At 33.0% G+C, this 24,311-nt stretch carries 22 protein-coding genes; 16 read left to right on the top strand and 6 right to left on the bottom strand.

The features are described from left to right. Positions 1 to 17 precede the first annotated feature (17 nt). From STA7437_RS13405 to STA7437_RS13395, 3 genes are all read left to right on the top strand, one after another. On the top strand, positions 18 to 1,076 hold the full coding sequence (locus STA7437_RS13405; RefSeq protein ID WP_015193930.1) for a hypothetical protein: 1,059 nt from the start codon (positions 18 to 20) through the stop codon (positions 1,074 to 1,076). 37 nt (positions 1,077 to 1,113) lie between these two features. Next, positions 1,114 to 1,956, top strand: coding sequence for a tetratricopeptide repeat protein (locus tag STA7437_RS13400; RefSeq protein WP_015193929.1), 843 nt, complete (start codon positions 1,114 to 1,116; stop codon positions 1,954 to 1,956). Positions 1,957 to 2,138: 182 nt separating this feature from the next. Continuing rightward, on the top strand, positions 2,139 to 2,447 hold the full coding sequence (locus STA7437_RS13395; RefSeq protein ID WP_015193928.1) for a hypothetical protein: 309 nt from the start codon (positions 2,139 to 2,141) through the stop codon (positions 2,445 to 2,447). A gap of 16 nt (positions 2,448 to 2,463) precedes the next feature. Here the strand turns inward: STA7437_RS13395 and STA7437_RS13390 are convergent, their stop codons facing one another. Then, positions 2,464 to 2,943: a DUF29 family protein gene (locus STA7437_RS13390; RefSeq protein WP_015193927.1), complete on the bottom strand. Its 480-nt coding sequence runs from the start codon at positions 2,941 to 2,943 to the stop codon at positions 2,464 to 2,466. A 123-nt stretch (positions 2,944 to 3,066) separates the two neighbouring features. Beyond that, positions 3,067 to 3,810, bottom strand: coding sequence for a hypothetical protein (locus STA7437_RS13385; protein ID WP_015193926.1), 744 nt, complete (start codon positions 3,808 to 3,810; stop codon positions 3,067 to 3,069). Between the two features lie 484 nt (positions 3,811 to 4,294). On the opposite strand from STA7437_RS13385, the gene STA7437_RS13380 reads away from it, so the two are divergent. From STA7437_RS13380 to STA7437_RS13330, 11 genes are all read left to right on the top strand, one after another. Further along, the gene (locus STA7437_RS13380) at positions 4,295 to 8,524 is read left to right on the top strand and encodes a tetratricopeptide repeat protein (protein ID WP_015193925.1); all 4,230 of its coding nucleotides are present in this window, start codon (positions 4,295 to 4,297) and stop codon (positions 8,522 to 8,524) included. A 60-nt stretch (positions 8,525 to 8,584) separates the two neighbouring features. Further along, a complete protein-coding gene (locus STA7437_RS13375) occupies positions 8,585 to 10,054 on the top strand; it encodes a tetratricopeptide repeat-containing sulfotransferase family protein (protein WP_015193924.1) in 1,470 nt (489 codons plus the stop codon). Positions 10,055 to 10,164: 110 nt separating this feature from the next. After that, entirely contained in the window at positions 10,165 to 12,327 is a 2,163-nt protein-coding gene (locus tag STA7437_RS13370) for a tetratricopeptide repeat protein (RefSeq protein WP_015193923.1), read from the top strand. 26 nt (positions 12,328 to 12,353) lie between these two features. After that, positions 12,354 to 12,821, top strand: a complete 468-nt coding sequence (locus STA7437_RS13365; RefSeq protein ID WP_015193922.1) for a DNA phosphorothioation-associated protein 4 — start codon at positions 12,354 to 12,356, stop codon at positions 12,819 to 12,821. Positions 12,822 to 12,937: 116 nt separating this feature from the next. After that, on the top strand, positions 12,938 to 13,174 hold the full coding sequence (rpmB, locus tag STA7437_RS13360; protein ID WP_015193921.1) for a 50S ribosomal protein L28: 237 nt from the start codon (positions 12,938 to 12,940) through the stop codon (positions 13,172 to 13,174). Between the two features lie 301 nt (positions 13,175 to 13,475). Further along, positions 13,476 to 14,999, top strand: a complete 1,524-nt coding sequence (locus tag STA7437_RS13355; protein ID WP_015193920.1) for a DUF7305 domain-containing protein — start codon at positions 13,476 to 13,478, stop codon at positions 14,997 to 14,999. Positions 15,000 to 15,001: 2 nt separating this feature from the next. Beyond that, positions 15,002 to 15,580: a type IV pilus modification PilV family protein gene (locus STA7437_RS13350; protein WP_015193919.1), complete on the top strand. Its 579-nt coding sequence runs from the start codon at positions 15,002 to 15,004 to the stop codon at positions 15,578 to 15,580. After that, positions 15,555 to 16,061 carry a type II secretion system protein gene (locus STA7437_RS13345; RefSeq protein ID WP_015193918.1) on the top strand — a complete coding sequence of 169 codons (507 nt, stop codon included), beginning with the start codon at positions 15,555 to 15,557 and terminating at the stop codon, positions 16,059 to 16,061. The genes STA7437_RS13350 and STA7437_RS13345 overlap by 26 nt, the downstream gene beginning before the upstream one ends. Positions 16,062 to 16,495: 434 nt before the next feature. Continuing rightward, positions 16,496 to 17,731, top strand: a complete 1,236-nt coding sequence (locus STA7437_RS13340) for a PulJ/GspJ family protein (RefSeq protein WP_015193917.1) — start codon at positions 16,496 to 16,498, stop codon at positions 17,729 to 17,731. Between the two features lie 240 nt (positions 17,732 to 17,971). Then, on the top strand, positions 17,972 to 18,493 hold the full coding sequence (locus STA7437_RS13335) for a GspH/FimT family protein (RefSeq protein ID WP_051036058.1): 522 nt from the start codon (positions 17,972 to 17,974) through the stop codon (positions 18,491 to 18,493). A gap of 97 nt (positions 18,494 to 18,590) precedes the next feature. Next, positions 18,591 to 19,415, top strand: a complete 825-nt coding sequence (locus STA7437_RS13330) for an alpha/beta fold hydrolase (RefSeq protein ID WP_015193915.1) — start codon at positions 18,591 to 18,593, stop codon at positions 19,413 to 19,415. A gap of 14 nt (positions 19,416 to 19,429) precedes the next feature. Here the strand turns inward: STA7437_RS13330 and STA7437_RS13325 are convergent, their stop codons facing one another. The 4 genes from STA7437_RS13325 to STA7437_RS13310 all read right to left on the bottom strand — a co-directional run bounded on the left by STA7437_RS13325 (position 19,430) and on the right by STA7437_RS13310 (position 21,659). Next, on the bottom strand, positions 19,430 to 19,714 hold the full coding sequence (locus tag STA7437_RS13325; RefSeq protein WP_015193914.1) for a DUF1816 domain-containing protein: 285 nt from the start codon (positions 19,712 to 19,714) through the stop codon (positions 19,430 to 19,432). Positions 19,715 to 19,867: 153 nt separating this feature from the next. Then, positions 19,868 to 20,752 (bottom strand): 23S rRNA (guanosine(2251)-2'-O)-methyltransferase RlmB, encoded by an 885-nt coding sequence (gene rlmB, locus STA7437_RS13320; RefSeq protein ID WP_015193913.1) that lies wholly within the window; start codon positions 20,750 to 20,752, stop codon positions 19,868 to 19,870. Positions 20,753 to 20,814: 62 nt separating this feature from the next. Then, complete coding sequence (locus STA7437_RS13315; protein ID WP_015193912.1) at positions 20,815 to 21,297, bottom strand: Mini-ribonuclease 3; 483 nt, start codon at positions 21,295 to 21,297, stop codon at positions 20,815 to 20,817. Between the two features lie 14 nt (positions 21,298 to 21,311). After that, positions 21,312 to 21,659: an STAS domain-containing protein gene (locus STA7437_RS13310; protein ID WP_041619420.1), complete on the bottom strand. Its 348-nt coding sequence runs from the start codon at positions 21,657 to 21,659 to the stop codon at positions 21,312 to 21,314. Between the two features lie 714 nt (positions 21,660 to 22,373). Between STA7437_RS13310 and STA7437_RS13305 the strand changes: the two genes are divergently transcribed. Further along, positions 22,374 to 23,258: a carbohydrate ABC transporter permease gene (locus STA7437_RS13305; protein ID WP_015193911.1), complete on the top strand. Its 885-nt coding sequence runs from the start codon at positions 22,374 to 22,376 to the stop codon at positions 23,256 to 23,258. Positions 23,259 to 23,439: 181 nt separating this feature from the next. After that, positions 23,440 to 24,303 carry a carbohydrate ABC transporter permease gene (locus STA7437_RS13300; RefSeq protein ID WP_015193910.1) on the top strand — a complete coding sequence of 288 codons (864 nt, stop codon included), beginning with the start codon at positions 23,440 to 23,442 and terminating at the stop codon, positions 24,301 to 24,303. The last annotated feature ends 8 nt before the right edge of the window (positions 24,304 to 24,311 follow it).

Here is a 24,311-nt window from a genome sequence, read left to right as displayed (position 1 = left end):
TTGAAAAAATAAAAACTATGACTGCAACTAAAAAACTTTATATTCATGTTGGTCATCAAAAATGTGGTTCTACAACTATCCAGTATTGGTTAAAAAAACATGAAAAAAACTTAGAAACAATGGGAATAAAATACCTAAAAGCTGGTAGAGGTGAATTGGGAAACTCCTATGTTCATCATGAACTTGCATTAGAAGTATTAACAAATAATTTTAAAAATGGAAAAAATAATGTATTTGATAACCTTAAACAAGAAATAAATAACTCTGATGCAGAACATTTTATCATCAGTGCAGAAAATTTTATTCAAATAACAGAAAAAAAACAATTACTACAGTTACGTGATTGCCTTCCTGATAATTTAGAATTAAATTTAGTTTTTATTTATAGAAATCAATATCAATGGTTATCTTCTCAGTGGGCTCAATTAGCAAAAAATGGTACTACTTTTGATAGCTTTGATACTTGGTTTGAGAAGTTTTCTCAGTCTTTACGTGCTTTAAAATACAATGAAATCTGCGATTTCTGGGATCAATATTTTCAACCTTCCTATTTACGTGTTTTATCTTTTGAAGATTTAGTTTATTCAAGTAGTGGTTTATTAAGTAATTTTTTTGATTTGATTGGAATTGAATATATACCTTCTGATCTATTTCAAGAATCTAAAAACTACAATATATCGCCTTCTTATAAAACAATTCTTTTATGTCAACAAATATTTTCTTATATCAAAGAAACTGAAGAGTTGTCATGGTTATTTCAACAAGAAGAAAACATTAGAATACGAGAAATAATATCTAAATATCTCCAAGAATTTGCTCAAAATAGAGGATTCAATCAAGAAAAAATTGATTTTATGTCTTTGGAACAGAAAAAACTTGTATTTGATTATTATTATGGCTCTAATCTAGAATTAATAGATAGATTTGCCTCGCGAGATAAATTTAAACTTTTCTTAAAAGCCCCTACAGACTCAAAAAATTATATGGATCTAAAAAATATAATTACGGATTTATCTCCGTCATTATTAAATGAAGCAATGGCTTTTGTAATGGTTAAATTGGCTGAATCAAAATAAAAATTATTGAGTCTTAATAACAATGAGGTACAAAAAAATGACCGCTACTAATAAATTCAAAGAAAAAGCAAAAGCAAATTTTGAAAAAGGTAATGCATTAAAAGAACAAGGCAACTTTGAAGAATCGATTCAAAGCTATCAGCAAGCAATCAAAATTAAACCTAACTATACTCAACCTTTACCCAAGTTAGCTGAAATTTATGAATCTCAGCAAAATTGGTCAGAAGCAGTAAAATGTTATCAACGTATGATTGGTTTAAATCCATCAAATTATGCTCCTTATCTAAAATTAGCTAAAGTTTTACAAAAACAAAACAAAATTCATGGCGCGATCGCAGCTTATCAAGAAGCAATTGAATTAAAACCAGAGCTTCCTGCGCGTATTTACAAACAATTAGGAGACTTACTTCTACAAGAAAAAGATGAAATTGAATCTGCAATTAATTATTATCAAAAAGCACTAAAAATTAATTCTGAATGGAATAGTGGTTTTTATCTTAAATATGCCAATATATTGCTGAAAAAAGAACATTTTGATGACGCGATCGCATACTATCAAAAAGTAATTGAACTTAAACCAGACTCAGCTAAACCTTATCTATTTTTAGGTGATGCATTGTTAGAAAAAGGACAACTTGATGAAGCAATGGCTAACTATCAAAAAGCAATTCAGCTTCAACCCGATTTTGTAGTAGCATATAAAAAACTAGGAGATATTTTTCAGGAAAAAGATAACTTAGATACAGCAATTCGTTGTTATCAAAAAGCTATAGAACTTAAACCAGATGCTACCTATATTTTACGCTTACTCAGCGATATTTTGAAGAAACAAGGTAGGGAACAAGAGGCAGAACAATATTATGCTCGTGCTGCTCAATAATTTTTAATCTAATCTTAAATAAAGTTTTTTAGAGTGTGTTTATTTTATTTAAACACGCTTTTTTTTATAATTTAGACAGTTTGATTAAGTCAAAAATTATTATTTATTATTCGGTCTCGGCGAAGCCTGGCGCGTGCGCGATCGCTGTATAATCAATTATTAAATAAAAATCTTTAGCTAAAATGAGTCAAGAACTAACTCCAAAACAAAGACTAAATCAAATCGAAAAAATTTTACAATCAGCCATCAAACTAAGTCATAGTAATACAGCTAAAATTGATGCTAATGCTGAAGCTATTGATGCTTTAACTAACAGAGTAGACCGCCTTACTGAGCAAATGGAAAGAGCTACAGAAATATTTATTGACTCAATGGGTGTAATACGAACCATGCAAACTAATATTGAAACAATGCAGAGCGAAATCAGAGGACTACAAGTAGAAAACCGTCGTATTTTAGACCGCCTTTTGAATGAAGATAATCTAGAGTAAAAAGCGATCGCTTTACTTAATATTCAAATGGAAACTTCTGATTAATAATTTCAATTATTTCTTGCTTATCTAGTGTATAGGTATAAGCTAATAATTCATTACAGATTTTTGTGATTTCTTCAAAGTTGATTATTTTTTTTAGTTGTTGATAATCAATTCCTTCAAAAATTTCTTTAGAAGCTGCTAACAATGCTTCAACTTGACAGTCTAATATATGTTGCAACCATTCGTCTTGGTTAATGTAGTTAGATTTTTTTCCTAGTTTATTTCTCTTTTGGATTGCGATTAAACTATTAGCAATAGAAGCCTTCCAACTTCTAGTAACTTTGTTTTCTACTTGAATTTTAATTAAATCAATTAGTAAAATTACGAAAAAAGATTCTAAATTATTAATCTTGTCTTGTCTTCCCATCTCTTCTAATTCTTCTACTATTAACAAAGCTTGCTCATATTTGTGATTGAGAAGACATTGTTTAAGCTCAAGCATTTCTTCCATAATTATTAAACAATCTTTTTAAGATTGACTAAATACTTACTGATTGAGAAAAAGCAGAAATAGAAGTTGAGTAGGCAATTTAAATAAGCAATAATTTATGACCCCAAATTTATGACGGAAACACTATCTTTTTAAACTAATTATACTTATAGGAATAACACTTGCATCTTCCAAAACAGCTTGTAACTCTAATTCGGCTTCCGAACCCATTGCTGTAATTGAAAAAGGTGTTTCAAAACCACTATTTGCTGCTGCTGGTATATCTGGATAATACTCAGTAATTGTCGGGCGAGATTGTTCAACTGGAGTTTCAATCAACATTTGCCCTTGATAAGTAATTCTAACTTTTTTAGCTGGTGATTTTTTACCTAATACCCACCCTTTAAATAAAATAGAACCTGCAATAGCTTGACTTTGTGGAACAGGAGAACCGATTCCAAAACCCCATAATGCTTCAAAATCTTTTTGCGGTAAACGTTTAACTTCTAATATTTTAATGGGAGTTTGAATTTGTTGTAGCCAATCTTGAGAATTAACTAATTTTGTTTGTGTTTGTTGCAGTTGAGTTTGGGAGTTTTCTAATTGTTCTTGCTTCTGTTGAAGTTGAGATTGACATTGGTGAAGTTGAGCTTTGATTTGTTGTAGTTGAATTTGTTTTTCTGCTAATTCTATTTGAAAACCTTGATTGATTTGGAGTTGTGCTAGAGTCTGTTTTTGTTCTAGCTGAGATTGTTGTAATTGGATTTTTAAACTTTCTAGTTCAGATTCAGTTTGATTTAATTTAGTTTTTGCTAATTCTATTTTTCGCTGATATTTATCTAAAATACCATTTGAAAGCCAATTAGATAATTTTATTCGCCAACTCAAAATTTTGCTCCTTCTTTAACTCGCATTCAATGGTGTTAAGTCGGTCTAATTTTATCTTATAGCTTAGTTGATTTGTCTGATAGCGATCGCGCACGCGCCTCGACTGCATTTGAGTAGTGAAAAGTACCTTGCCGAAAAAAAACAGACGCAGCTTTTACTTTGCGGTCATGGAGTATATATTAATTAATATTTAATTCTTTCAAGAAATATTTTTTTTTATCGACGAGACTGGGAATCTGTTGTTAATTTTGGGCTGAATTTTGCTTCTTAAAAGTTTTTACAGAGATCATGGAAATATTTAGCTGAAATTAATCCGAATTATTAACGAAGTGACGCAAGCTCTGGTTTTAAGTTCTAAGTAAAACTAAGGAACTAAAGAATCTCGTCAGGGTACTGATCACTAATAATCTAGTGTAGTTTTAATAACATTATTGTTGTTTCAAGCTGAATTTTATTCATTTCTCTTCGCTATCTCAGCTTAATTATGTTTGATCGTCTGAAAAATTTGTTGAATTCTGCTGCTTTTGTCAACACTATAGTTGGGCAGGCTCGAGAAGACAGAGCATCTCCTAACGTTAAAAATGATGACAATGTTAGTTCAAAGTCTCCAGATGTTAACTCTTACCTAAAATTACCAGATCTAGCCAGCACCAAAATTTATCAAGGAGATAGACTTTGGGAACAGGGTAAGTTTACTGAGGCAATTAAGCTTTATCGTCAGGCAGTAGAAATCGAACCAAATGCAGGATTGGCTCATCAAAAATTGGCAGTAGGTTTGCAAAAAATTGGCAAAATTCCCGAGGCAATGATTCACTATCGCAAGGCGATTATGCTCAACAACTCTTGGACTGAGGAAGGAGAGACTTCACAGTCACAGTTATCTGAGCCTTGGCAAGAAGCAGTTGCTCTCCACGTTGGTGAAACAGGAGAAGATTCTCATCGTAACTTCTCAACTAAATTACAACTTCCTGACTTTGATTCCCATTCAACACAATATAGACAGCTATCAGCGGTATATTCTTCAGATAAGTCTTCTTTTTCTTTTAAATTAATTGAAAAACCGTCTGCTAATCAAGAGCGAGTTTCTGCTCAATCTGAAACTAATCATCACTCAGGCTTAGAAGCTGCCCGAATCTATCTACAGCAGGCTTTAGCTTATTGCGATCGCCAAGAATGGCAACAAGCAATAGTTGCTTGTCAGCAAGCAATAGAAATTGAACCCCATTCGGCAGAGGCTTATAAAATTTGGGGTAATGCCCTGCAAAGAAGTGGTAAAACCGCTGAAGCAATGGGTTATTATGCTAAAGCGATCGCTATTCAACCAGATTTAGCTGAAGTATATGCAAATTTAGGTAGTTTATATGCTGGGCAAAAGCAATGGCAACAGGCAATTGAATATTATCAAAAAGCGATCATTATTAATCCCAAATTTGCAGGTGCTTATGAAAATTTAGCTAAAGTTTGCCAACAGTTAGGAGAAACGAATAAATTTTGGCATTATCATCATCAAGCTTTAAGTTTAGAGCCAGAGCGAGCGAAGGGTAAAGATCATATTTTTCTGGCAGATTGGCTGAGAGAAAACAATCAGTTAGAAGAAGCAGTAATTCACTATCGTTATGGAATTAAATTAGAGCCTAAATTACAAGAAGAATATCAAAAATTGATTCAAGTTTTGAAGCAATTAGGACGATGGCAAGAAGCTGCTAGCTATGAGCAAACTTCGCATTATCAAAATAGATTAGAAGGAGATCATCCTCTTGAGCAAAAATTGCTATCAACTAGTGAGATTGTTTTACCTTCTCCTAACCAAGTTCAAGAGAAAATAACTACATCAACCAATTCTGTTTCTACTGAAGCTCTTGATTTAAATATTGCCAAATATCGACAAAAAGCTCAAAATAATCCTAATTCCGCAGCTATTTACTCAAATTTGGGTAGTCTATACGCTCAAAAACAACATTGGCAAGAAGCAATTAACTGCTATCAACAAGCAATTAAGTTAAATCCTCACTTAGCAGGTGTTTATCGTAATTTAGCTAGAGCTTTAGAAAAAGCGGATCAATCTGCTGAGGCAATTACATATTGGTATCACGCTTATAGTTTAGAACCTGGCAGTGTTAAAGCGGAAGAACATTTACAACTGGGTAACGCCTGCTTAAAGCACAATCGACTCAAGGAAGCGGTAACTTGTTACAGTCGTGCCTTAGAACTTTCTCCCAATTTAGCCGAAGCTTATTTACATTTAGGAGAAATTTTACATAGTAAAGGAAAGCTAGAAGAAGCGATTCAATATTATCGCAAAGCGGTTCAATCTAATCCTCAAATTGCTTTACATCATTATCGTCTTGGCTTTGTTTTTACTCAACAGAAACAATGGCAAGAAGCAATTGTCTGTTATCAACAAGCGATCAAACTAGAATCTGATTATTGGGAAGCTTGTCATCATCTTGGTGATGCATTTAGTAAAGTATATCGATGGGAAGAAGCAGTTGCAGCTTATCAAGCAGCAATTAAAGTTAAAGATGATTTTTGTTGGACACATAATAATTTGGGAGATGCCTTAGTTCAATTAAGACGATGGCAAGAGGCTGAAGTAGCTTTTAAGAAGGCAAGTGAGTTAAATCCTGATTTTCCTTGGTCTTATTATAATTTAGGCGAAATTTTTAGCAATTTGGCTAGATGGGATGAAGCAGTGGCAGCTTACCGTCGAGCAATTGAACTAAAACCCGATTTACCAACAGTAGAAATTAAATTAGCTGATGCTTTGGGACATCGCTCGAAAATAGATTCGGATCGAGCCTTTAGTTATTATCAGCGCGAGATTCAACTGAATCCTGATAATCTCCATAATTATTATAAAGCGATCGCACTACAACCTGATAATGGCAAACTTTATTTACAGCTAGGAAATGCTTTAGTTAAACAGAATCAGTTAGAAAGAGCGGTCGTTTATTATCAAATAGCTCTTCAGTATCAGCCTCAAAATCGAGAAATATCGACTCAATTAGCCAAATTATTACCAGGACAAACACATTTTAATCAAAAACTTTTACTTAGTAGTCCTTCCGCATCTTTAAAAGAACAACCAGAAAAAGCAGAAGCTTTACTAGCTAAAGCTAAAACTTATTTGGGAGAAAATCAGATCGATCTGGCAATTGTGGCTTTAAATGCAGCTTTGGAATTTCATCCTAATTATCCAGAAGCTTATTTTCAATTAGGTAATGCCTTAACAAAACAAGCTGATCTTGACCGCGCGATTAAATGTTATCGTCAGGCTTTACAATTAGAACCAAATAACTGTTGGTATTACAATGGTTATGGTGATGCACTCAAAGGTAGATACGATTTAGCTGAGGCAATTTCAGCTTATAGTCGAGCAATTGAACTTAATCCCGATTTTGCAGGATTTTACGAAAATAAAGAGCAATCTCAGCAATTACTACACCGTTGGCAGCAAGTAATCGATTATTGTGAGCAGTTAAAGCAAACTGAGTGTCAGGATCAGCTAAAAATTTTGCTAATTACTCCCTATCCTGCTTATCCTCCTAATACAGGGGGAGCAATTCGGATGTTTGAAGAAATTAAGTATTTAGGAAGTCGTCATCATCTGACAGTGGTTTCTTTTATTTTTGACGAGGCTGATTATCAAATTGAAGAAGATTTACAAGAGTATTGTAACTGCGCCATGATGGTCAAACTAGGCGTACCTTTAGCACCACGTCGAGTCGATCAACAAAAACAACTATATCAATGGGGAACTTGGAATATGTGGAAAGTTCTTCAACAATTGAGTCAAATTAAATTTGATGCAGTTTTATTCGATTTTATTTTTGCTACTCCTTATCATGAACTGTTTAAGAATCATCTGACAATCTTAAATGAACATAATATTGAGTCAAGAATTCTCAAACAATGCGCTACGATTACCGAGTCCGATATTACGACGGCTGCATCAGATGTAGAAGCAGTAAAAGTGTTTTTGGATTCTGAACGAGAATCTAAATTACTTGAAACCTACGAAAACAAAACTTGGTCAAAATTTGCTTTAACTACTTTAGTTAGTGAAGATGATCGACAAGAATTACTTAGTCGTTGTCCCAACAGTAAAGCGATCGTAGTTAAGAATGGGATAGACACCCACAACATTACTCCTGTCAACAATAGTCAGGCACAAAAAATGTTGTATATGGGAACGATGACCTATTATCCCAACATTGACGCTGTACTATACTTTACTGAAGAAATTTTACCACTAATTCGTCAACAAAATCCTAAGCTTCCTTTCTGTATTGCCGGACGCGAACCTTCTGCTGAAATTCAAGCCTTAGCTACTCGTTATTCAGATCTTGAAATCATCGCTAGTCCCAAAAATATGAGCGATGTAGCTCAGAATTGCTCAATTGCAATTGTACCAATTCGTTTGGGTAGTGGGACAAGAATCAAAATTCTTCATGCTATGGCAATGGGTTTACCAGTGATTTCTACGAGTCTTGGTTGCGAAGGATTAGAAGTAACTGATGGAGAAAACATTTTAATTCGTGATACTCCTAAAGAATTTGCCGAAGCGGTGATACAGGTTAGTAACGATTTTCAATTGAAGACTAAATTAAGTGTTAATGGTCGTCGATTAGTTGAGCAAACCTATGATTGGCAAAATATTTTTGCTCGTTATGAACAGGAAATTTTAACTTTAATTGAAACCAGACCAAAATAATTAGTTTGTTCTCAAATATTTGTTCACAATTTATTTAATTTTAACCAAGGTATTTAACTCATGAAAGATTTACAATTAGGCACTACTTTAGAACAACAAGGTAATTTGGAAGAAGCAGTTTTTGCTTATCGTCGTGCTGTTAAAACTGAACCAAAATCTGCCCAAGCACATCATCTTTTGGCTAAAGCTTTGACTAAAAAAGGTTATTGGCAAGAAGCCATTAATTATTATCATAAGACTGTAGAATTAGAGCCAAAATTATTTCCTTCTTGTCAAGAATTAGGTAAATACTTAATCAAATTAAATCATCAAGAAAAAGCAATTAATTTATATCAAAAAATTGGTGAAACCTTAGCTAAAAAAAATCTTTTTCAAGATGCGATCGCGATTTATGAGCAAGCAGTAGAATTAGATTTAGATCAAAAATGGTTTTATCTTTATATCGGAGATATATATAATCGCCAAGGCAATTCTTTAGCAGCTATTGACGCATATTTAAAAGCAATTGAGATCGCTCCTGAATTTTGGCAACCCCATGATCGTTTATTGATTAAAGTTCAACGAGAAAAACTTGCTCCTGAATTACTAGAAAGGATGATTGAACCTTATCAGGAAGTAATTCGGAAACGTCCTGATTATCTACTTGGTTATTCTAATTTGGGAGATATTTTAACTAAATTGGGTCGTTTAGATCAAGCAATTAGTTGTTATCAAAATGCTAGTTATCGACAGAATCTAAAACTCAAACCAAAATTTATTGAACAAGCTTGGGATGCAGGAAAAAGAGGACAAGAACCAAAATTTGTTATTATTGGTTCGATGCGTTGTGGTACAACTTCGCTCTATGAATATTTAACTTTTCATCCTCAGTTTGTTCCTGCACTTAAAAAAGAAGTCAAATTCTTTAATTTTAATTTTGAGGCTGGTAAAGAATGGTATTTAGCTCATTTTCCTGCCATTGCTGAAGGCAAAAATTATGTAACTGGTGAAGGTAGTCCCGATCATCTTTATTATCCAGAAGTAGCCTCTAAAATTCTAGAATTATTTCCTGATTTAAAATTAATTGTGATGTTGAGAAATCCAATCGACCGCTCTATTTCTCAATACTATCACTGGCGTAAAGTTGGAGCAGAATTTCGTTCTCTCAAAGATGCGATCGCGGATGAAATTGAATTAATTAATGAAATGGCACAGGCTTCATTTGATGGCAAAATTAACCGCAAAGGTGGTTCAGGTTGTTTATTAGAAAGTGTTTATATCTACTTTTTAGAAAAATGGATGTCAATTATTCCTAAAGATAAGTTTTTAATTTTAAAAAGCGAAGATTTTTATCAAAATACACCTGCTACTCTCAATCAAGTTTTTAATTTTATTGACTTACCAAATTATCAACTTAAAGATTATAAAACTTATAATGCTGGTTCTTATTCTGATATTGATCCAGAAATGCGTCAGCTTCTAGCTAAATGTTTCCAACCTCACAATCAACGATTAGAAGAATTTTTAGGAATGAAGTTTGACTGGGACTAGTAAATTTTATTTATTTAAATCTTTGTTGAGTGTGTAGAGGAAGAGTAGTAATAATAATCTTCCTCTGAATAATTTATTAATTCAATATATATAAAGGAAAAAGTTTGTAGATGACTACTGCAAGTTTTGCCGAAAACGAATCAAGACAACAAACAGAGGGTATCCAAATAGATTGTCAGTATAATAGTGATATTTTATTGATAGCTTGTGGTGGTATTTCTCAAGGAATGGGAATTCTTCCTTACGAATTTTCTAGAATTACTTCAGATTTTAAAGTCAAAAAAATATTTTTAAAAGATTGTTTGCAAAATTGGTATCAAAACGGCATCAAATTAGTAGGCAATAATATCGATCAAATTGTTGATTATCTAAAATCTTTTATTCAAAAACAAGACATTCAAAAAGTAGTAGTTACTGGTAACTCTGCAGGAGGATATGCAGCAATTTTATTTGGCTATTTATTAGAAGCAGATACTGCGATCGCTTTTTCTCCCCAAACTTTTATTGATCCTAAAAATCGCTCTATTTTTGGTGATCATCGTTGGCAATCTCAGTTAAATAAATTATATCAATCTTTTAATCCTGAAACTTCCAATCAATATTTTGATTTACTGAAGCTTTGGCAAAATAAAAATACAATTAAAACTCAATTTTATATTTATTTTTGTCGAGAAAACCATCTAGACACAGTTCATGCAGCCCGTCTTCAAGGATGCCACAATGTAACACTTCAAGCCTATGATGGTAACGAGCATAATATAGTTAAAACTCTCAGAAATATTGGTATCCTCAAACCTCTTCTTCTAACACAATTATATCCAGAGTCAGCCCAATTATATTACGAACAAGGATTAGCTTATACCAAACGAAATTATCTAGACAAAGCAATTTATTCCTATCTTCGCGCTATTGAAATTGAACCTAATTATCTGGAATCTTATCATCGATTAGGACAACTTTATCTTCAACAAAAAAAATGGGAACAAGCCATAGCTATTTATCAACAAGCTATTGATTTTAGTACAGATAATGCTTTCTTTTTTGAACAATTAGGACAAATTTATCTTCAGCAAAAAAGTTGGTCTTTAGCTCAGCAGAATTACCAAAAAGCTTTGGAAATTGATCCACAATGTACTTGGCTAGGCTATGAACAAAATAGAAGTTATAAAATTGGTCAATTTTATAATCACTTAGGTACAAGTTTTGAAAAACAAAAAAAATGGAATAAAGCAATTGAATTTTACTTACAGGCAATTGCAATCCAACCAAGCATTAAATCTATTTATACTAAAATTAGAAATATTCAAAAAATTAATCCCAATCAAATAAATCAAATTATTAATTGTTACCAACAAGCACAACAAAAAGAAAACATTTTTCCTTCAGAATATTATATTACGATAGGAGATTTACTAACTAGACAAGAAAAGTTTGATGAGGCAGCCCATTATTATCGTCATGCTTGTTATACTATAACCAGTCAAAGTCGACCAAATTTTGTTGAGAAACATTGGAGTTTTCAACAGTCTCAAGGACCTAATTTTTTAATTATTGGAGCAGCAAAAGCTGGCACAACTTCTCTTTATCATTATTTATCGCAACATCCTCAAATTTTACCAGCCGTAAAGAAAGAAGTAGGATATTTTAATCGCAGCGATAATTTACAACCAAATCTCAATTGGTATTTATCTCATTTTCCTACAATTCCTGAAGAAACAAATTTTATTACAGGAGAAGCTACCCCTTCTTATTTAATTAGTGATGTTCAAGAACAAGTTTTTGCTTTATTTCCTCAGATTAAGTTAATTCTTGTTTTAAGAAATCCTGTAGAAAGAGCTATTTCTCACTATTATCATCGTCTTAAACATGGTTGGGAAAGCAATTCTTTAGAAATAGCAATTAATTCTGAATTGGCAATGCTTAAACAATTAGAGCATCAAGAACAAATTGAACAGTTCTGTCGAGAAAAAAATTCAGTTTATTTATTAGGTGGTTTATATGTTCATACTATTAAAAGATGGTTAAAAATATTTGCTAAAGAACAACTTTTAATTTTAACTAATGAACAGTTATTGTCAGAACCAGAACAAACTATGAAACAAATTTACATTTTTCTCAATTTAGCTGATAATCATAATTTACAATTTAAAAAACATAATGTTGGCTCTTACAATCATCAAGATGAGCAGCTTCGAGAAAATTTAAGTCAATTTTTTATCAGTCATAATACTCAGTTAGAAGAATACCTAGGCATGAAATTCAATTGGGTATAAAATAACAGCAAATTAAAATTGTTATTATGGCTCTCCCTAGAATTAAAATTGCTAAAGACAAAGCAGAATTAATTCAAAAACTTATAGATCATAAAAGCGGAACTGGTCCTTTTCAAACTTATGCAGATGTTGTTGCTTTTGCTGCTAGTTTAGGATTCAAATATCAAAAGCGAGTACCATTACAAGAAATCTCTAATAGTGAACCAGCACCTATTAGTTTAGAAGTATTTATTTCTCGTGGTTATGATTGGGCAATCAAATTAATTGCTATTTCTGAAACTCAACAACTACAAACCTTAGCTAATTGCGATCGTGATATAGAAGCAGAAAGAATTCAAATTTTTGAAGAATATGCTAACGGTGGTTTGGAAAAATTAAAAGACGAATTGCGTGGAGCAGTAGATTATACAGAAAGATTATTATTAATTTTAAGTGCTGAAAGATTTCAAGAAGAATTAATTGAAGAAGAATTCGATTTAAGTAGATTTTTATAAAAATTTTCCTGTTGCTCACCAAGACAATTTATTTGTAATTACAAACAGTTTTTATGATAAATTTAGTCTTTTATAAGATATAATAAGAGATTGTGTGATAAAATAGGAGGAAAACTGTGTCTCGCAGATGTCAATTAACAGATAAAAAAGCCAACAATGCTTTTGCTGTATCTCACTCTCATCGTCGTACTAAAAGATTACAGCACGCTAATCTACAAACCAAAAGAGTATGGTGGCCAGAAGGTAATCGTTGGGTGAAATTACGTATGTCTACCAAGGCAATCAAAACCCTTGAGAAAAAAGGCATCGATGCAATGGCAAAAGAAGCAGGCATTAATCTTAATAAATTTTAAATTGAAAAGATTATTTATTTTAGAGCGATCGCTTTTGAAGTTAGATTAATGAGCGATCGCTTTAAGATTTCTACCTTGAACTAAAAAAAAAGACCGCATCCTAAGAAAAATGCGAATGTTAAGATTGTTTATTTTTTAACTCATTAATCAAGCTCTAAGATAACTTAAATTTATTTAATTAAAAATTAATAACAAAAATTATTATAATTAGTGATCGAGATCACACTGAATTAAAGTCAATTAAGCAAGACTACATCATATTGTTATCAACAAAGACTGTGCTTATTTTGACTATATATATATGAATCTTTTATTCAAAACTCTTGTATTACGTCAGTCTAAACATCAGGGTTTTGTTATTCCTGCCGTCATCGCTTTGGGATTAATTATGACTTTGGTAGGGACAATTAGTATTTTCCAGTCGAGTGATGAACAAATAACTGCTGTTAGTCAAAGAGCGACATCAAAAGCCTTAGCAGCAGCAGAATTGGGCGTTGCTAGATATAGAGAGTTAATTGATAAATATAAAGTTATTGCTGTTTATAACGCTTGTAATGGCACATGGACAGATGAAAATTGCAGTGATACTGCTGGTATAAGCTGGAAACAAGCAGCTAATATTCCTAATATTACAGCTTCTTGTCCTACTGATGGAGATACAACCGTAGCAGCAATGGCTACTAGAGGTTGGCAATATGTTGATGCGAATGGAAATAACAATGTCGACTTTAATGAATATCAATATAGGTTAATTAGTTATACCTATACTAGTAACTACTCTGGAGGTGCATACACTGCTCAACCATTTGGCACATTAATAGTAGAAGGCAGAGTTAATCAAAGTAATACTAGTTTAATCAACGACGCACTAGCAGCAGTTACTCAAATTAGAGTAGATTTACCGATTCAGCCAGGAATTCCTACTCCTAATGGAGAAATAGTTCAATTAGAAGGTAATTTTAATCGCTTTAACCCCGCTTTGTGGATCACTGGCACTCCTGGTGGTACAGTAGATGCTTCAGTAACAGATGTAAGCAAGCTCACAGTTAATGGAAATATTATTTTAACTGATGCAAACTGTGCCAGCACAAACACAATCCCAACTACAGCAAATCTTCAAGATTGGGCAACTAATAAAGAAAAATCAGTAAATTTGACTCCTTTACAACCACAATATAAACCACTTCCTGGTGTTGTTAATAATATTAGTAGCAATCTTGATAGTGATATTACTTTACCTCGTCCTGGAGATAATCCAGAAACTCGGCCAGACGGTAGTGTCTACTATAATTATGTAATCAATGGCAATATCGATCTTGATGGTGAAGATATAAATATTGTTGCAGGTAGTAAGGTTTTACTATATGTTAATGGCAATATAACTCTTAGAGGACAACCTGATCCTGATGGTACAGGACCACAAGAAAGAAATGCCGATTTAAATGTTCGATCAGGAAATAATAATAAATCTTATAACTTAGAAATTTATGGCACTGCTGCTACGACTAGTATCAGATTTGAAGGTAATGATCCGATTAATATTGCAGCTTTAATTCATGCGCCTAATGCCACAGTAACGATACCAAGTGGAAACAACCCTACTGTAACTATTAAAGGTGCTGTTTGGGTCAAAGATTGGGATGGTGATTTTGGTTTGACCACTGCTGTCAATATTAGTCCAGATGACCCTACAGATAAAGCACTAGTTTCAGCACAATATTACAGCTACACCTATATTAAAGATGATTTAGTTAGTGCTAATGCCAGAGTAGTCGATCCCATAATTGATATTCCTTCGCGTTGGGAAACTCAGCAGGTAAATTAATTATGTTAATACTTAAAAAATCACCTCAAACTACCTTTGGATTCTTAAGTTCTTCTTTTTATTCTGCTTCATTCAGAATCAACAAGACAATTTCTAAGAAAAAATCAAAATCAGAGGCAGGTTTTTCTCTAATCGAAGTATTAGTTGCAATGCTGATTGCTACATTTTTTGTCGTAGGATCAATGCAAGCTTTAGTATTAGCAACCATGCTGCGAGTTAAAGCACAAGAACAACAAAGAGCTAATCAATTAATCCAAGAAGATACTGAACAAATTCAATTAACAGCTAAAAATTTAACGGTTGATTATAGCAAATGTAGTGCAACTGGTTCTGCAGATGGTTATGCTAAAGCGTTGGAAGATAGTCTGCCAAGTGTCCCTGCTGATAAAAAATTATTAGGCGATGAAGGTAAAACCTATAGATTAACTCGTACACCTACTCCAAGTTCTTCTTCTCCTTATAAAGTTTTGAGAATTAAGTATGAAGTCAAGGAGTGGAATGGAACTAAATTAGTTGGAGATGCTATAGCAACAGATTATATTGAGGTAATTCCTAATGCAGCGGTACAATGTCCAAAATAAAGAACAAGGTTTTACACTGACAGAAATGCTCGTTGCAATAATTCTTGTCGGTATTTTAGCTGCAATTATGGCTCCTAATTTTTTAGGGTTACTCAATCAAAATCGAGTTAAAGAAGCTCAACGACTAGTAGAAGGAGCATTAAAAGAGGCTCAAAGACAAGCAATTAGAAGAGGAAAAAATTGTACAGTCACGATTGATACTACTGCAAAAACTTTTTCTTCTACTAATAACTGTTTACTCAGTACTCGTACTTTAAACAATCAAGTTTTAATAACAGCTAATGATGGCAATACTAATATTATTTCTTTTACCCACAAAGGTATTGTTAGTCCTGGCAAAACAATAGTAGTTTATAATTCTTCGAGTAATGAAAAAAAATGTGTCGTAGTAAGTGATGGGTTAGGTTCGCTTAGAACTGGCGATTATACAGGCGATATCAGTACGACACTTAATGCCAATTCATGCACTACATCTGACTAATTAACTAATAACGATAATAAAAAAATATACTAATTATCTATAACTAAAGTCTGAGCTAACAATTAAATTTATCAAACTTAGTATATTTTATTAAATTTAACTGCGGTAAATATCTAAATTTTGACTGTCAAAAATAAAAAAAATAATTATTATGAATAATTCGTAAAATCTCACTAATTTCAATCGAACTAATTAAATTTTATTTATTAAATTTTTATTTTTTATCTAATTATTATCCGTATTTACTCTAGTTAACGTAAAACAAAATAATTGTTATAAAAGAAATATCTTTATAGTCATTGTTTGATTATTAGTAAAACTAATTTCATTAAAATATCATAATAATTAATCATAAAACTAAACTAAAACATTTTATTGGCTAATTAAAATAATCATCTTACTAAAAATAAAATCAAATCAATCTAATTAGTACTATGCACGTTAACTTACCTATTAAACTAAAAAATAAACATAAAAAATCTACTGGTTATACTTTGCCAGAAATACTTCTTGGTGCATCCATTTCTTTTGTGGTTATAGGTGCTGCTGGCTGGGGTTTAATAAATATGCTACAAGGAAATAAAACCTCTTCAGCCCAGGCAGGAAGCAGAACGGAAGTTAACCGCGCTCTTGAATTCATTTCTGATGAAGTCAAAAAAGCTGAAGCAATTGAAACAAATCCAACAACAAATGTTCCTGCTGGTTTAACTATACCTACTAGTGGTCAAGCTATATTAGCATTGGATTTACCTAATATGGGACAAGCCAATACAGATAATAGAGTAATTTATTATGTCAGATCGAAACCTGATGATAAATGGCTCGGTCCTAAAGTCATCTATCGCTACGGGCCACCACTAGACAATAATGGTAATTATACTAATGGTACTTGGGTAAATCAACCTTTGGTTGATCGTGTTGACGATCAAACTATCACTCCTTCACCTTGTACGGGTACAGCTATTAGTGGTACTGGTTTTGCTGCTTGCGTTAATAATAATAAGAAAACTGCTCAGGTTTATCTTAGTGGTGTATTTGGAGACAGTGACGAACAATATCAAGCTAATACTCAAGTTTATGCTAGAGCGCAAGCAGAAAATTTAACTGGTGCAAGTTCTAACAACTCTTTTGGTTCTCTTACTACTAATCCTCTCAATCCCGGCGGTACCTCGAAAACATATAAAGTTAGAAATCTGGCAAGTGCTATGGGTTGTAATCCTGCTGGTGATCCTTGTAACATGACAATAAAATTTAGACAGACAAGCACTGGTAACCCAGAAATAACTACAACTCCAGATACAAATGGTAACTTGGTTTTTACAACTAGCGAAGAGTTTTATATAGAGGTTACTCCTTCTACAACTTTATCAGACAAATTTTTACCAGAACAACAAAATAATAGCAATCCTGTACTTTCAAATGATTCTACCAGAGTATTAACCCTAGGAGATGGTAGCAATGCTCCTTCTAATACTGCTTGGAATCCGACTGCCAATCCCAACCGATATCAAAATATTGGAAATATACTACAAACTAACAACTATATTCAAAATAACAAAATTACTTTGCCTAAAAACCAATATATTATAGCTTTTGAAATCGGGCAAACTGATACAACTCATCCTGGGTTTGACTGGCAAGATCAAGTATTGGTAGTTACTGTTGAATAATTATTCTGACTTAGGCGTTTTGCCTCGCTATATAATTTATAATTTGTTCATTTCTGTGTCTTTTTACCTCCTCCTACTGTTTTTATACATTGATTTAATTTTAAAATAGGTGGTCGTAAGTTCTTTGTACGGCTAAACTATTGGAACTGTTAAGAGAATCAAAGCAAGTTTACCTAATTTTTTATGAGATCATACAATACAAACAGAAGCAATCTCAGCTTTGTTGAGATACTGCGTATTGTGTTTACACCTGCTTTGCGTGATCGCGGTTATAGTTTGATTGAAATTTTGGTAGTAGTAATTATAATTGGTATTTTAGCTGCGATCGCAATTCCTAATTTTGTCGGTTTATATTATCAATCTCAGGTTAAAGAAGGTTTTGAAACAGTTAAAGGTGCAATTAAAGAGGCACAAAGACAAGCTATTCGTCGAGGCAAACGTTGCCGAATTCAAATTGATACAACAAATCGTACAATCAAAGTTAAAACTCCTGATGTTTATGGTAGTTATGAAGGCTGTTTATTGAGCGATCGCTCTTTACCAACTGGAGTAGAAATTAAAACCAATTACACCACACCAGTAATTACTTTTTCGCCTCGAGGTAATACTAATAGTGCTGGTACAATTGTTGTTTATCATAATCAAAATAATTCTACTAAACAATGTTTGGCTATTTCTCTGGGACTAGGAATTATTAGAAGTGGAAATTATACAGGAGATGTCTCTAGTTCAGTTAGTTGGACTAATTGTGAAACTAATTAGTTACTGATTACCCTATTTTCAAAAGTCTAAGAAGTCTAAGGCGATCGCGTAGTGCCTCAGCTTTGCTGAGACCGCTTTTAATTAAACTAAAAATAAAATGAAATTACACGTTGAAATTCAAGGAACAGGATTTCCAATTCTATGTTTACATGGTCATCCTGGTTCAGGTCAAAGTATGTCGGTATTTACTAAATTTCTCTCGCAAAAATACCAAACCATTGCCCCAGATCTACGAGGATACGGAAACAGTAGAGCAACCAATAAATTTAAAATGGAAGATCATCTTGACGATCTTGAAGAGCTTTTAGAAAGGTTAAAAATTGAACGTTGTTTGCTTTTAGGCTGGTCGTTAGGAGGTATTTTAGCGTTAGAATTAGCCCTCAGATTACCACAAAAATTTACAGGATTAATTTTAATTGCTTCGGCTGCCCGCCCTCGTAGTAATCATCCTCCTATTACTTGGCAAGATTTATTGTATACAGGAGTTGCGGGGATCGTTAATTACTTAAAACCTGGATGGCAATGGAATATAGATACTTTTGGTAAACACTCTTTGTTTCGTTATCTTCTAGCTCAACACACTGCTCAAGCTTATCAATATTTAGCTAAAGAAGGTGTTCCTGCTTATTTTAAAACTTCCACTGCTGCTCATCAATCATTATCTCAAGCGATTAATCAAGGATACAATCGACTTCAAGAGCTTCCATTACTCGATCTCTCTTGTTTAGCTTTAGCTGGCGCAGAAGATCGGCATATTACCGCTATTTCTAGCCAAGAAACTGCTAACACACTAAGTTGTTGTCAATGGCGATGTTTTCCTAATACCGCTCATTTATTTCCTTGGGAAATTCCTAACTTAGTCCAAGCAGAGATCGAGCAATGGTTAAATGATTATCCCGAAACAGTTATGGAAAAAAACTAGCTATTAGTTAAATATCAGTAAGATTTACCGAAAGCAGGAACAGGCTTAAAATCCACAGGTTCATCCAACTCATCAAAAATTGTCAATTCACTTGGTTGACAGCGTTTGATAGTCAAAGAAATTCCTTGTGCGCCTTCTCCTTTTAAATCTTCTACATAACCACCTTGGGCAATTTGAGCTTCCCTAGCAGTCAAAAAAGGACCAAAATAATAAATGCAAGCAGGAGTATCAGTGGTTATTTCAACCCAATAAGCTTTACCTACGCTATCGAGAACTTTAGTTAAAATTTCTTTGAGCATTTTAAATTTCCTCTATCTATTACCGTAATTTAATTGGTTGATTGTTACAGATGTGTCTTAAATCTTTATATTAAGTTACAAAACTTTTTGTTTATTTATAACAGCCCGATTGTAACTCTGATCACTGTTGATTGGTAGTAAGAATAATTAAGTCTAATTAGAAAATCTCTGACGACAAATTTCGTAAATAGCAATAGCTGCTGCAACCGAAGCATTAAGACTAGGAGTTTCTCCTGATAAAGGAATAGCTACCAATTCATCACAATTACGTTGAATCAAAGGACTTAATCCTTTCCCTTCTGAACCTACTACTAATCCTATCGCTCCTCGAAAATTAATTGTGTGTAACAGTTTACTACTTTCAGAGGTAGTGCCATAAAGCCAAAACCCCGCTTCTTTTAATTTGTCTAAAGCTTGATTTAAATTGACTACTCTAGCAACAGGAAAATTTGCCAAAGCACCTGCTGCTACCTTCATCACTGTAGAGGTAACTCCTACCGCTCGTCTTTGAGGTATAACTAAACCTTGTACACCCATTGCTTCAGCAGTACGAATAATTGCACCTAAATTATGGGGATCATTTATGCCATCTGCAATAATAATTACTGGTTCTGTAGTGGTAGTTTTTGCGTGTTGAAGTAAATCTTCTAACTCCCAATAAGAATAAGGAGCAATTTGAACTGCTATCCCTTGGTGATTGCCTCCCTGAGTTAATAAATCTAAACGACGCATTTCTACTTCGTCAATGACTGCTCCATTAGCTTTAGCTTCTTGAAGAAGAGAATAAAATTGAGGAATTTGTCTTAATTTAGCAGTAACCCAAATCCGAGCAATATCACGCTCACTTTTCAAGATTGCTAAAACTGAATGACGACCATAAACTAACTCAGAATCTTCTTGTTCTGGTTTTGGGCTAAATTCAATTTGGTCGCTTTTACGAGATGATTGAGGCTTAAGTTTTCGCTCTTGAGGCTGAGATTTCGTTTGGTTCAAATGCTTGGGAATTCTATCGCGTTTAGTAAAAGGTTTCTCGCTCATGAATCATAAAGTTGAAAAGTATTAATTTTAATTAAAAATTACAATAACTTAATTAATTTTGTTTAAGTTAGCAATTTTGAAGAATTAATCTTCAATTTGGCTAATAGTTCATCTAAACGTTGAGGATTGGTTAGATAGAGATAGCCCAGCAAAGTTTCAAAACTGGTAGCTTGTTGATATATTTGGGCAGATATACGTCGTGGTTTCTTGTCAACTGCATTTCTGCCACGACGTACAATTTCCTGTTCTGAGAAAGTCAGATAAGGTTGAAGCAATTGGAGATAATCCGCCTGACTTTCGGCTCTTACTTGAGCAACAACTTGATTATGATAGTCTGCAAGCCGTTTCGGCGGTATGAGGTAGCAAGTACGAACGTATAGTTCATAAACTGCATCCCCAATATAGGCTAAAGCAATAGGTGACAAACTTTCTACTTGAGAAACAAGAGAAGTTGTCATTTGATTAAACAATAAACTAGCTTCTGCTTGAACAGAAGCCGAAGTTGTTAATTCTGGTTGATCTCGATCTGGTTTTGGTAAACTCACGCCTATTACTGACGCTATTTTTCTATATTTTCAATAGCAGCTTCAACAGAAGGCTGAAGAGAAAGAAATTTCTCTAGACGAACTAGTTTAACTGTTTGAGTTACCCTCGCGTTGGTAACTATTTGTAAACTTCCGCCCGCAGTTTGTGCCTTCTTGACTAGCTGTACCAAAGCTCCCAATCCCGAACTGTCAATAAAATCAATTTGAGAGAGAACGAGAATTGCATGATAAGGTCCTTCGTCGATAAAATTACCGATTACCTTACGGAAAGTAGGCTCAGAAAAGGCATCAAGTAATCCAGCCAGACGAAATATTTGATAGTTTTTCCTGACTTCGCGAGTGCCTCTTAAGCTAACTGTCAGGTTTAGTTGCTCAGGAATAGTTTCCTCCTCAACTCTAGCTGAATCTGGTCAATGGTACAGTATAGCCCATTTCTTACTAGTAATGTTTATCTTTTCTAGCCAGACTCAAAAATTTCTGATGTCATCGGTACACCACCGAGACATAGAAGCAACCGTAGAACCTGTTGGCACTTCGTCAAAAAGCTTTGGTTTCCAGCAAAATGTTGAGCAATCTTCAATAAAAAACCCCACTCACTATTGCCAAGAGCGGGGTATGTGGAGCAAGAGGAATTAAATAAAATAGAAATTAAAGAATAGTCAAAACTTTATTTGGCTTTTCTTAATATTGAATGTTACTATTCATCACTAACGAGTACATTGGTATAAACACTGATTTTTGAGCTTTAATTCTATTAATTTAGTTGTTTATACGGAGACAATAATTATAATTCTTCATGTTTTTTTCAAAAAATATTAAAATATTTCAAAGATTTACAACCCAGTCATAATGTTTGCTTTAATTAACCGAAAAAAAAAGCGATCGCTAAACTATTTTTCTGGATTAAAATTACTCTTTGTTCTATTTATAAAAAGTTTTTTATCTTTAAAGATTATTTTTAAGTCAGAATTACTAAGTCCTAGAATTTACTGATTAATACTGTTAAATATACTGATTTTTTTGATTATTACTAAAAATACGAATTGTTAAAATTGCTTAATAAATAAAACATCACCATGTCTATTAATTCACAAGAAAAACTAACAGGATGGTTTTTATTAATACCAGCTTTATTGGTTTTATTATTGGTATTCATTTACCCAATCGGAAGAGCTTTTTGGTTAAGTTTTTTTACCGAAAATCTTGGTACACAATTAAATCCAGTTTTTTCAGGCATTGGTAATTATCAAAGAATGCTTGGAGACGGTAGATTTTGGCAAACGATGGGTAATACTACACTGTTTACAGTTGTCAGTGTAATTTTAGAATTATTATTAGGTCTAGCTATTGCTCTGGTTCTAAATCAATCTTTTCGAGGTAGAGGTATTGTCAGAACTATTGCAATTATTCCTTGGGCATTGCCAACAGCAGTTATGGGACTAGCTTGGGCATGGATTTTTAACGATCAATTTGGCGTTGTTAATGATATTTTGCAAAGATTAGGATTGATTGATACAGGTATTAATTGGTTAGGAGAACCAAGTTTAGCAATGGTTGCTTTAATCATTGCTGATGTTTGGAAAACTACACCTTTTATTAGTATTATTCTACTTGCAGGATTACAATCAATTTCTCAGGATTTATACGAAGCTCATGCTATAGATGGTGCTAATTACTGGCAGAGTTTTTATCAAATTACTTTGCCTTTATTAATGCCACAAATTTTAATTGCTTTATTGTTTAGATTTGCTCAAGCTTTTGGTATTTTTGACTTAGTTCAAGTTATGACTGGTGGTGGTCCCGCAGGAGCGACAGAAACTGTTTCTATTTATATTTATTCAATGGTAATGCGTTATCTTGACTTTGGCTACGGAGCAGCTTTAGTTGTAGTAACTTTTTTGTTGTTAGTTTTGGTTGTGATAGCTACTAGTTATTTTTTCCGCAAATTAAGAACTATTTAAGTTGATTGATAGCATTTCTTATTCTCGTGCAGTACATTAGCATTCTGGTTTTTGTTGATAGTTGATTGGTAACGGATAATGGTATACCTTATGATTTAGAAAATTGCTATAAAATCGGTTAATCGATATATTTTTTTTGTAAATAAGAATAAAAAAACTTTTAATTAATTTTGTTTTAAAAATGACAAGTGTAAAATCTGAGAATAACAATCCTACTTTTAATTTAGGCAAATTTGTTTTTAGTTTGATAGTTATCTTGGTAATTGTTTTTTTTCTTGCACCGATTGTTTGGCAAGTATTGACTTCTTTGAAATTGAATGAAGATATCTCGGCAATTCCCAACATTTACTTACCTAGAAGAATTACTTTAACTCATTATCTAGAATTATTTAATCGTCGTCCTTTTTTCTTATATATCCTGAATAGTGCTTTTGTTTCAATTGTTTCCACTGTTTTATGTCTGATATTAGGTTCGCCTGCTGCTTATGCTTTAGCTAGATTAAAACTTCCAGGAGAACAAATTATTTTAGCAGGTATTTTAATTGTTACTTTATTTCCCTATGTACTACTATTTTTAGGACTATTAGAAATAGTCAAAGCAATTGGTTTAGGAAATAATTATTTAGCTCTAATTATTCCTTATACAGCTATAAACTTACCCTTGACTATTTTGGTGATGCGTAGCTTTTTTCAGCAATTACCTAAAGATTTAGAAGATGCAGCCAAAATTGATGGCTATAAAACCATTCCCATGTTGTTCAAAATTGTTTTACCAATGACGATTCCTGCTTTGGTTACTACTGGAATATTAACGTTTATTTTTGCTTGGAATGAATATATTTTTGCGTTGACTTTTATTACCAAAGAAACTATGAAAACAATTCCAGTAGCTACAGCACAATTAGGAGGAACAACTTTATTTGAGATTCCTTATGGACCGATCGCGTCTGCTACAGTATTAGGTACGCTGCCATTAGTTTTACTGGTTTTATTTTTCCAACGTCGTATTGTTCAAGGTTTGACGGCTGGTGCAGTTAAAGGATAGAAGTATTT

This window comes from Stanieria cyanosphaera PCC 7437, from assembly GCF_000317575.1.
GTDB lineage: Bacteria > Cyanobacteriota > Cyanobacteriia > Cyanobacteriales > Xenococcaceae > Stanieria > Stanieria cyanosphaera.
This window is presented reverse-complemented; position numbering and strand designations above follow the sequence as displayed.

What these genes read in the sequence shown, in the direction of transcription:
- STA7437_RS13405 (WP_015193930.1), top strand. Translation starts at nt 18, where the DNA reads ATGACTGCAACTAAAAAACTTTATATTCATGTTGGTCATCAAAAATGT.
- STA7437_RS13400 (WP_015193929.1), top strand. Translation starts at nt 1,114, where the DNA reads ATGACCGCTACTAATAAATTCAAAGAAAAAGCAAAAGCAAATTTTGAA.
- STA7437_RS13395 (WP_015193928.1), top strand. Translation starts at nt 2,139, where the DNA reads ATGAGTCAAGAACTAACTCCAAAACAAAGACTAAATCAAATCGAAAAA.
- STA7437_RS13390 (WP_015193927.1), bottom strand. Translation starts at nt 2,943, where the DNA reads ATGGAAGAAATGCTTGAGCTTAAACAATGTCTTCTCAATCACAAATAT.
- STA7437_RS13380 (WP_015193925.1), top strand. Translation starts at nt 4,295, where the DNA reads ATGTTTGATCGTCTGAAAAATTTGTTGAATTCTGCTGCTTTTGTCAAC.
- STA7437_RS13375 (WP_015193924.1), top strand. Translation starts at nt 8,585, where the DNA reads ATGAAAGATTTACAATTAGGCACTACTTTAGAACAACAAGGTAATTTG.
- STA7437_RS13370 (WP_015193923.1), top strand. Translation starts at nt 10,165, where the DNA reads ATGACTACTGCAAGTTTTGCCGAAAACGAATCAAGACAACAAACAGAG.
- STA7437_RS13365 (WP_015193922.1), top strand. Translation starts at nt 12,354, where the DNA reads ATGGCTCTCCCTAGAATTAAAATTGCTAAAGACAAAGCAGAATTAATT.
- STA7437_RS13355 (WP_015193920.1), top strand. Translation starts at nt 13,476, where the DNA reads ATGAATCTTTTATTCAAAACTCTTGTATTACGTCAGTCTAAACATCAG.
- STA7437_RS13350 (WP_015193919.1), top strand. Translation starts at nt 15,002, where the DNA reads ATGTTAATACTTAAAAAATCACCTCAAACTACCTTTGGATTCTTAAGT.
- STA7437_RS13345 (WP_015193918.1), top strand. Translation starts at nt 15,555, where the DNA reads ATGCAGCGGTACAATGTCCAAAATAAAGAACAAGGTTTTACACTGACA.
- STA7437_RS13340 (WP_015193917.1), top strand. Translation starts at nt 16,496, where the DNA reads ATGCACGTTAACTTACCTATTAAACTAAAAAATAAACATAAAAAATCT.
- STA7437_RS13330 (WP_015193915.1), top strand. Translation starts at nt 18,591, where the DNA reads ATGAAATTACACGTTGAAATTCAAGGAACAGGATTTCCAATTCTATGT.
- STA7437_RS13325 (WP_015193914.1), bottom strand. Translation starts at nt 19,714, where the DNA reads ATGCTCAAAGAAATTTTAACTAAAGTTCTCGATAGCGTAGGTAAAGCT.
- rlmB (WP_015193913.1), bottom strand. Translation starts at nt 20,752, where the DNA reads ATGAGCGAGAAACCTTTTACTAAACGCGATAGAATTCCCAAGCATTTG.
- STA7437_RS13305 (WP_015193911.1), top strand. Translation starts at nt 22,374, where the DNA reads ATGTCTATTAATTCACAAGAAAAACTAACAGGATGGTTTTTATTAATA.
- STA7437_RS13300 (WP_015193910.1), top strand. Translation starts at nt 23,440, where the DNA reads ATGACAAGTGTAAAATCTGAGAATAACAATCCTACTTTTAATTTAGGC.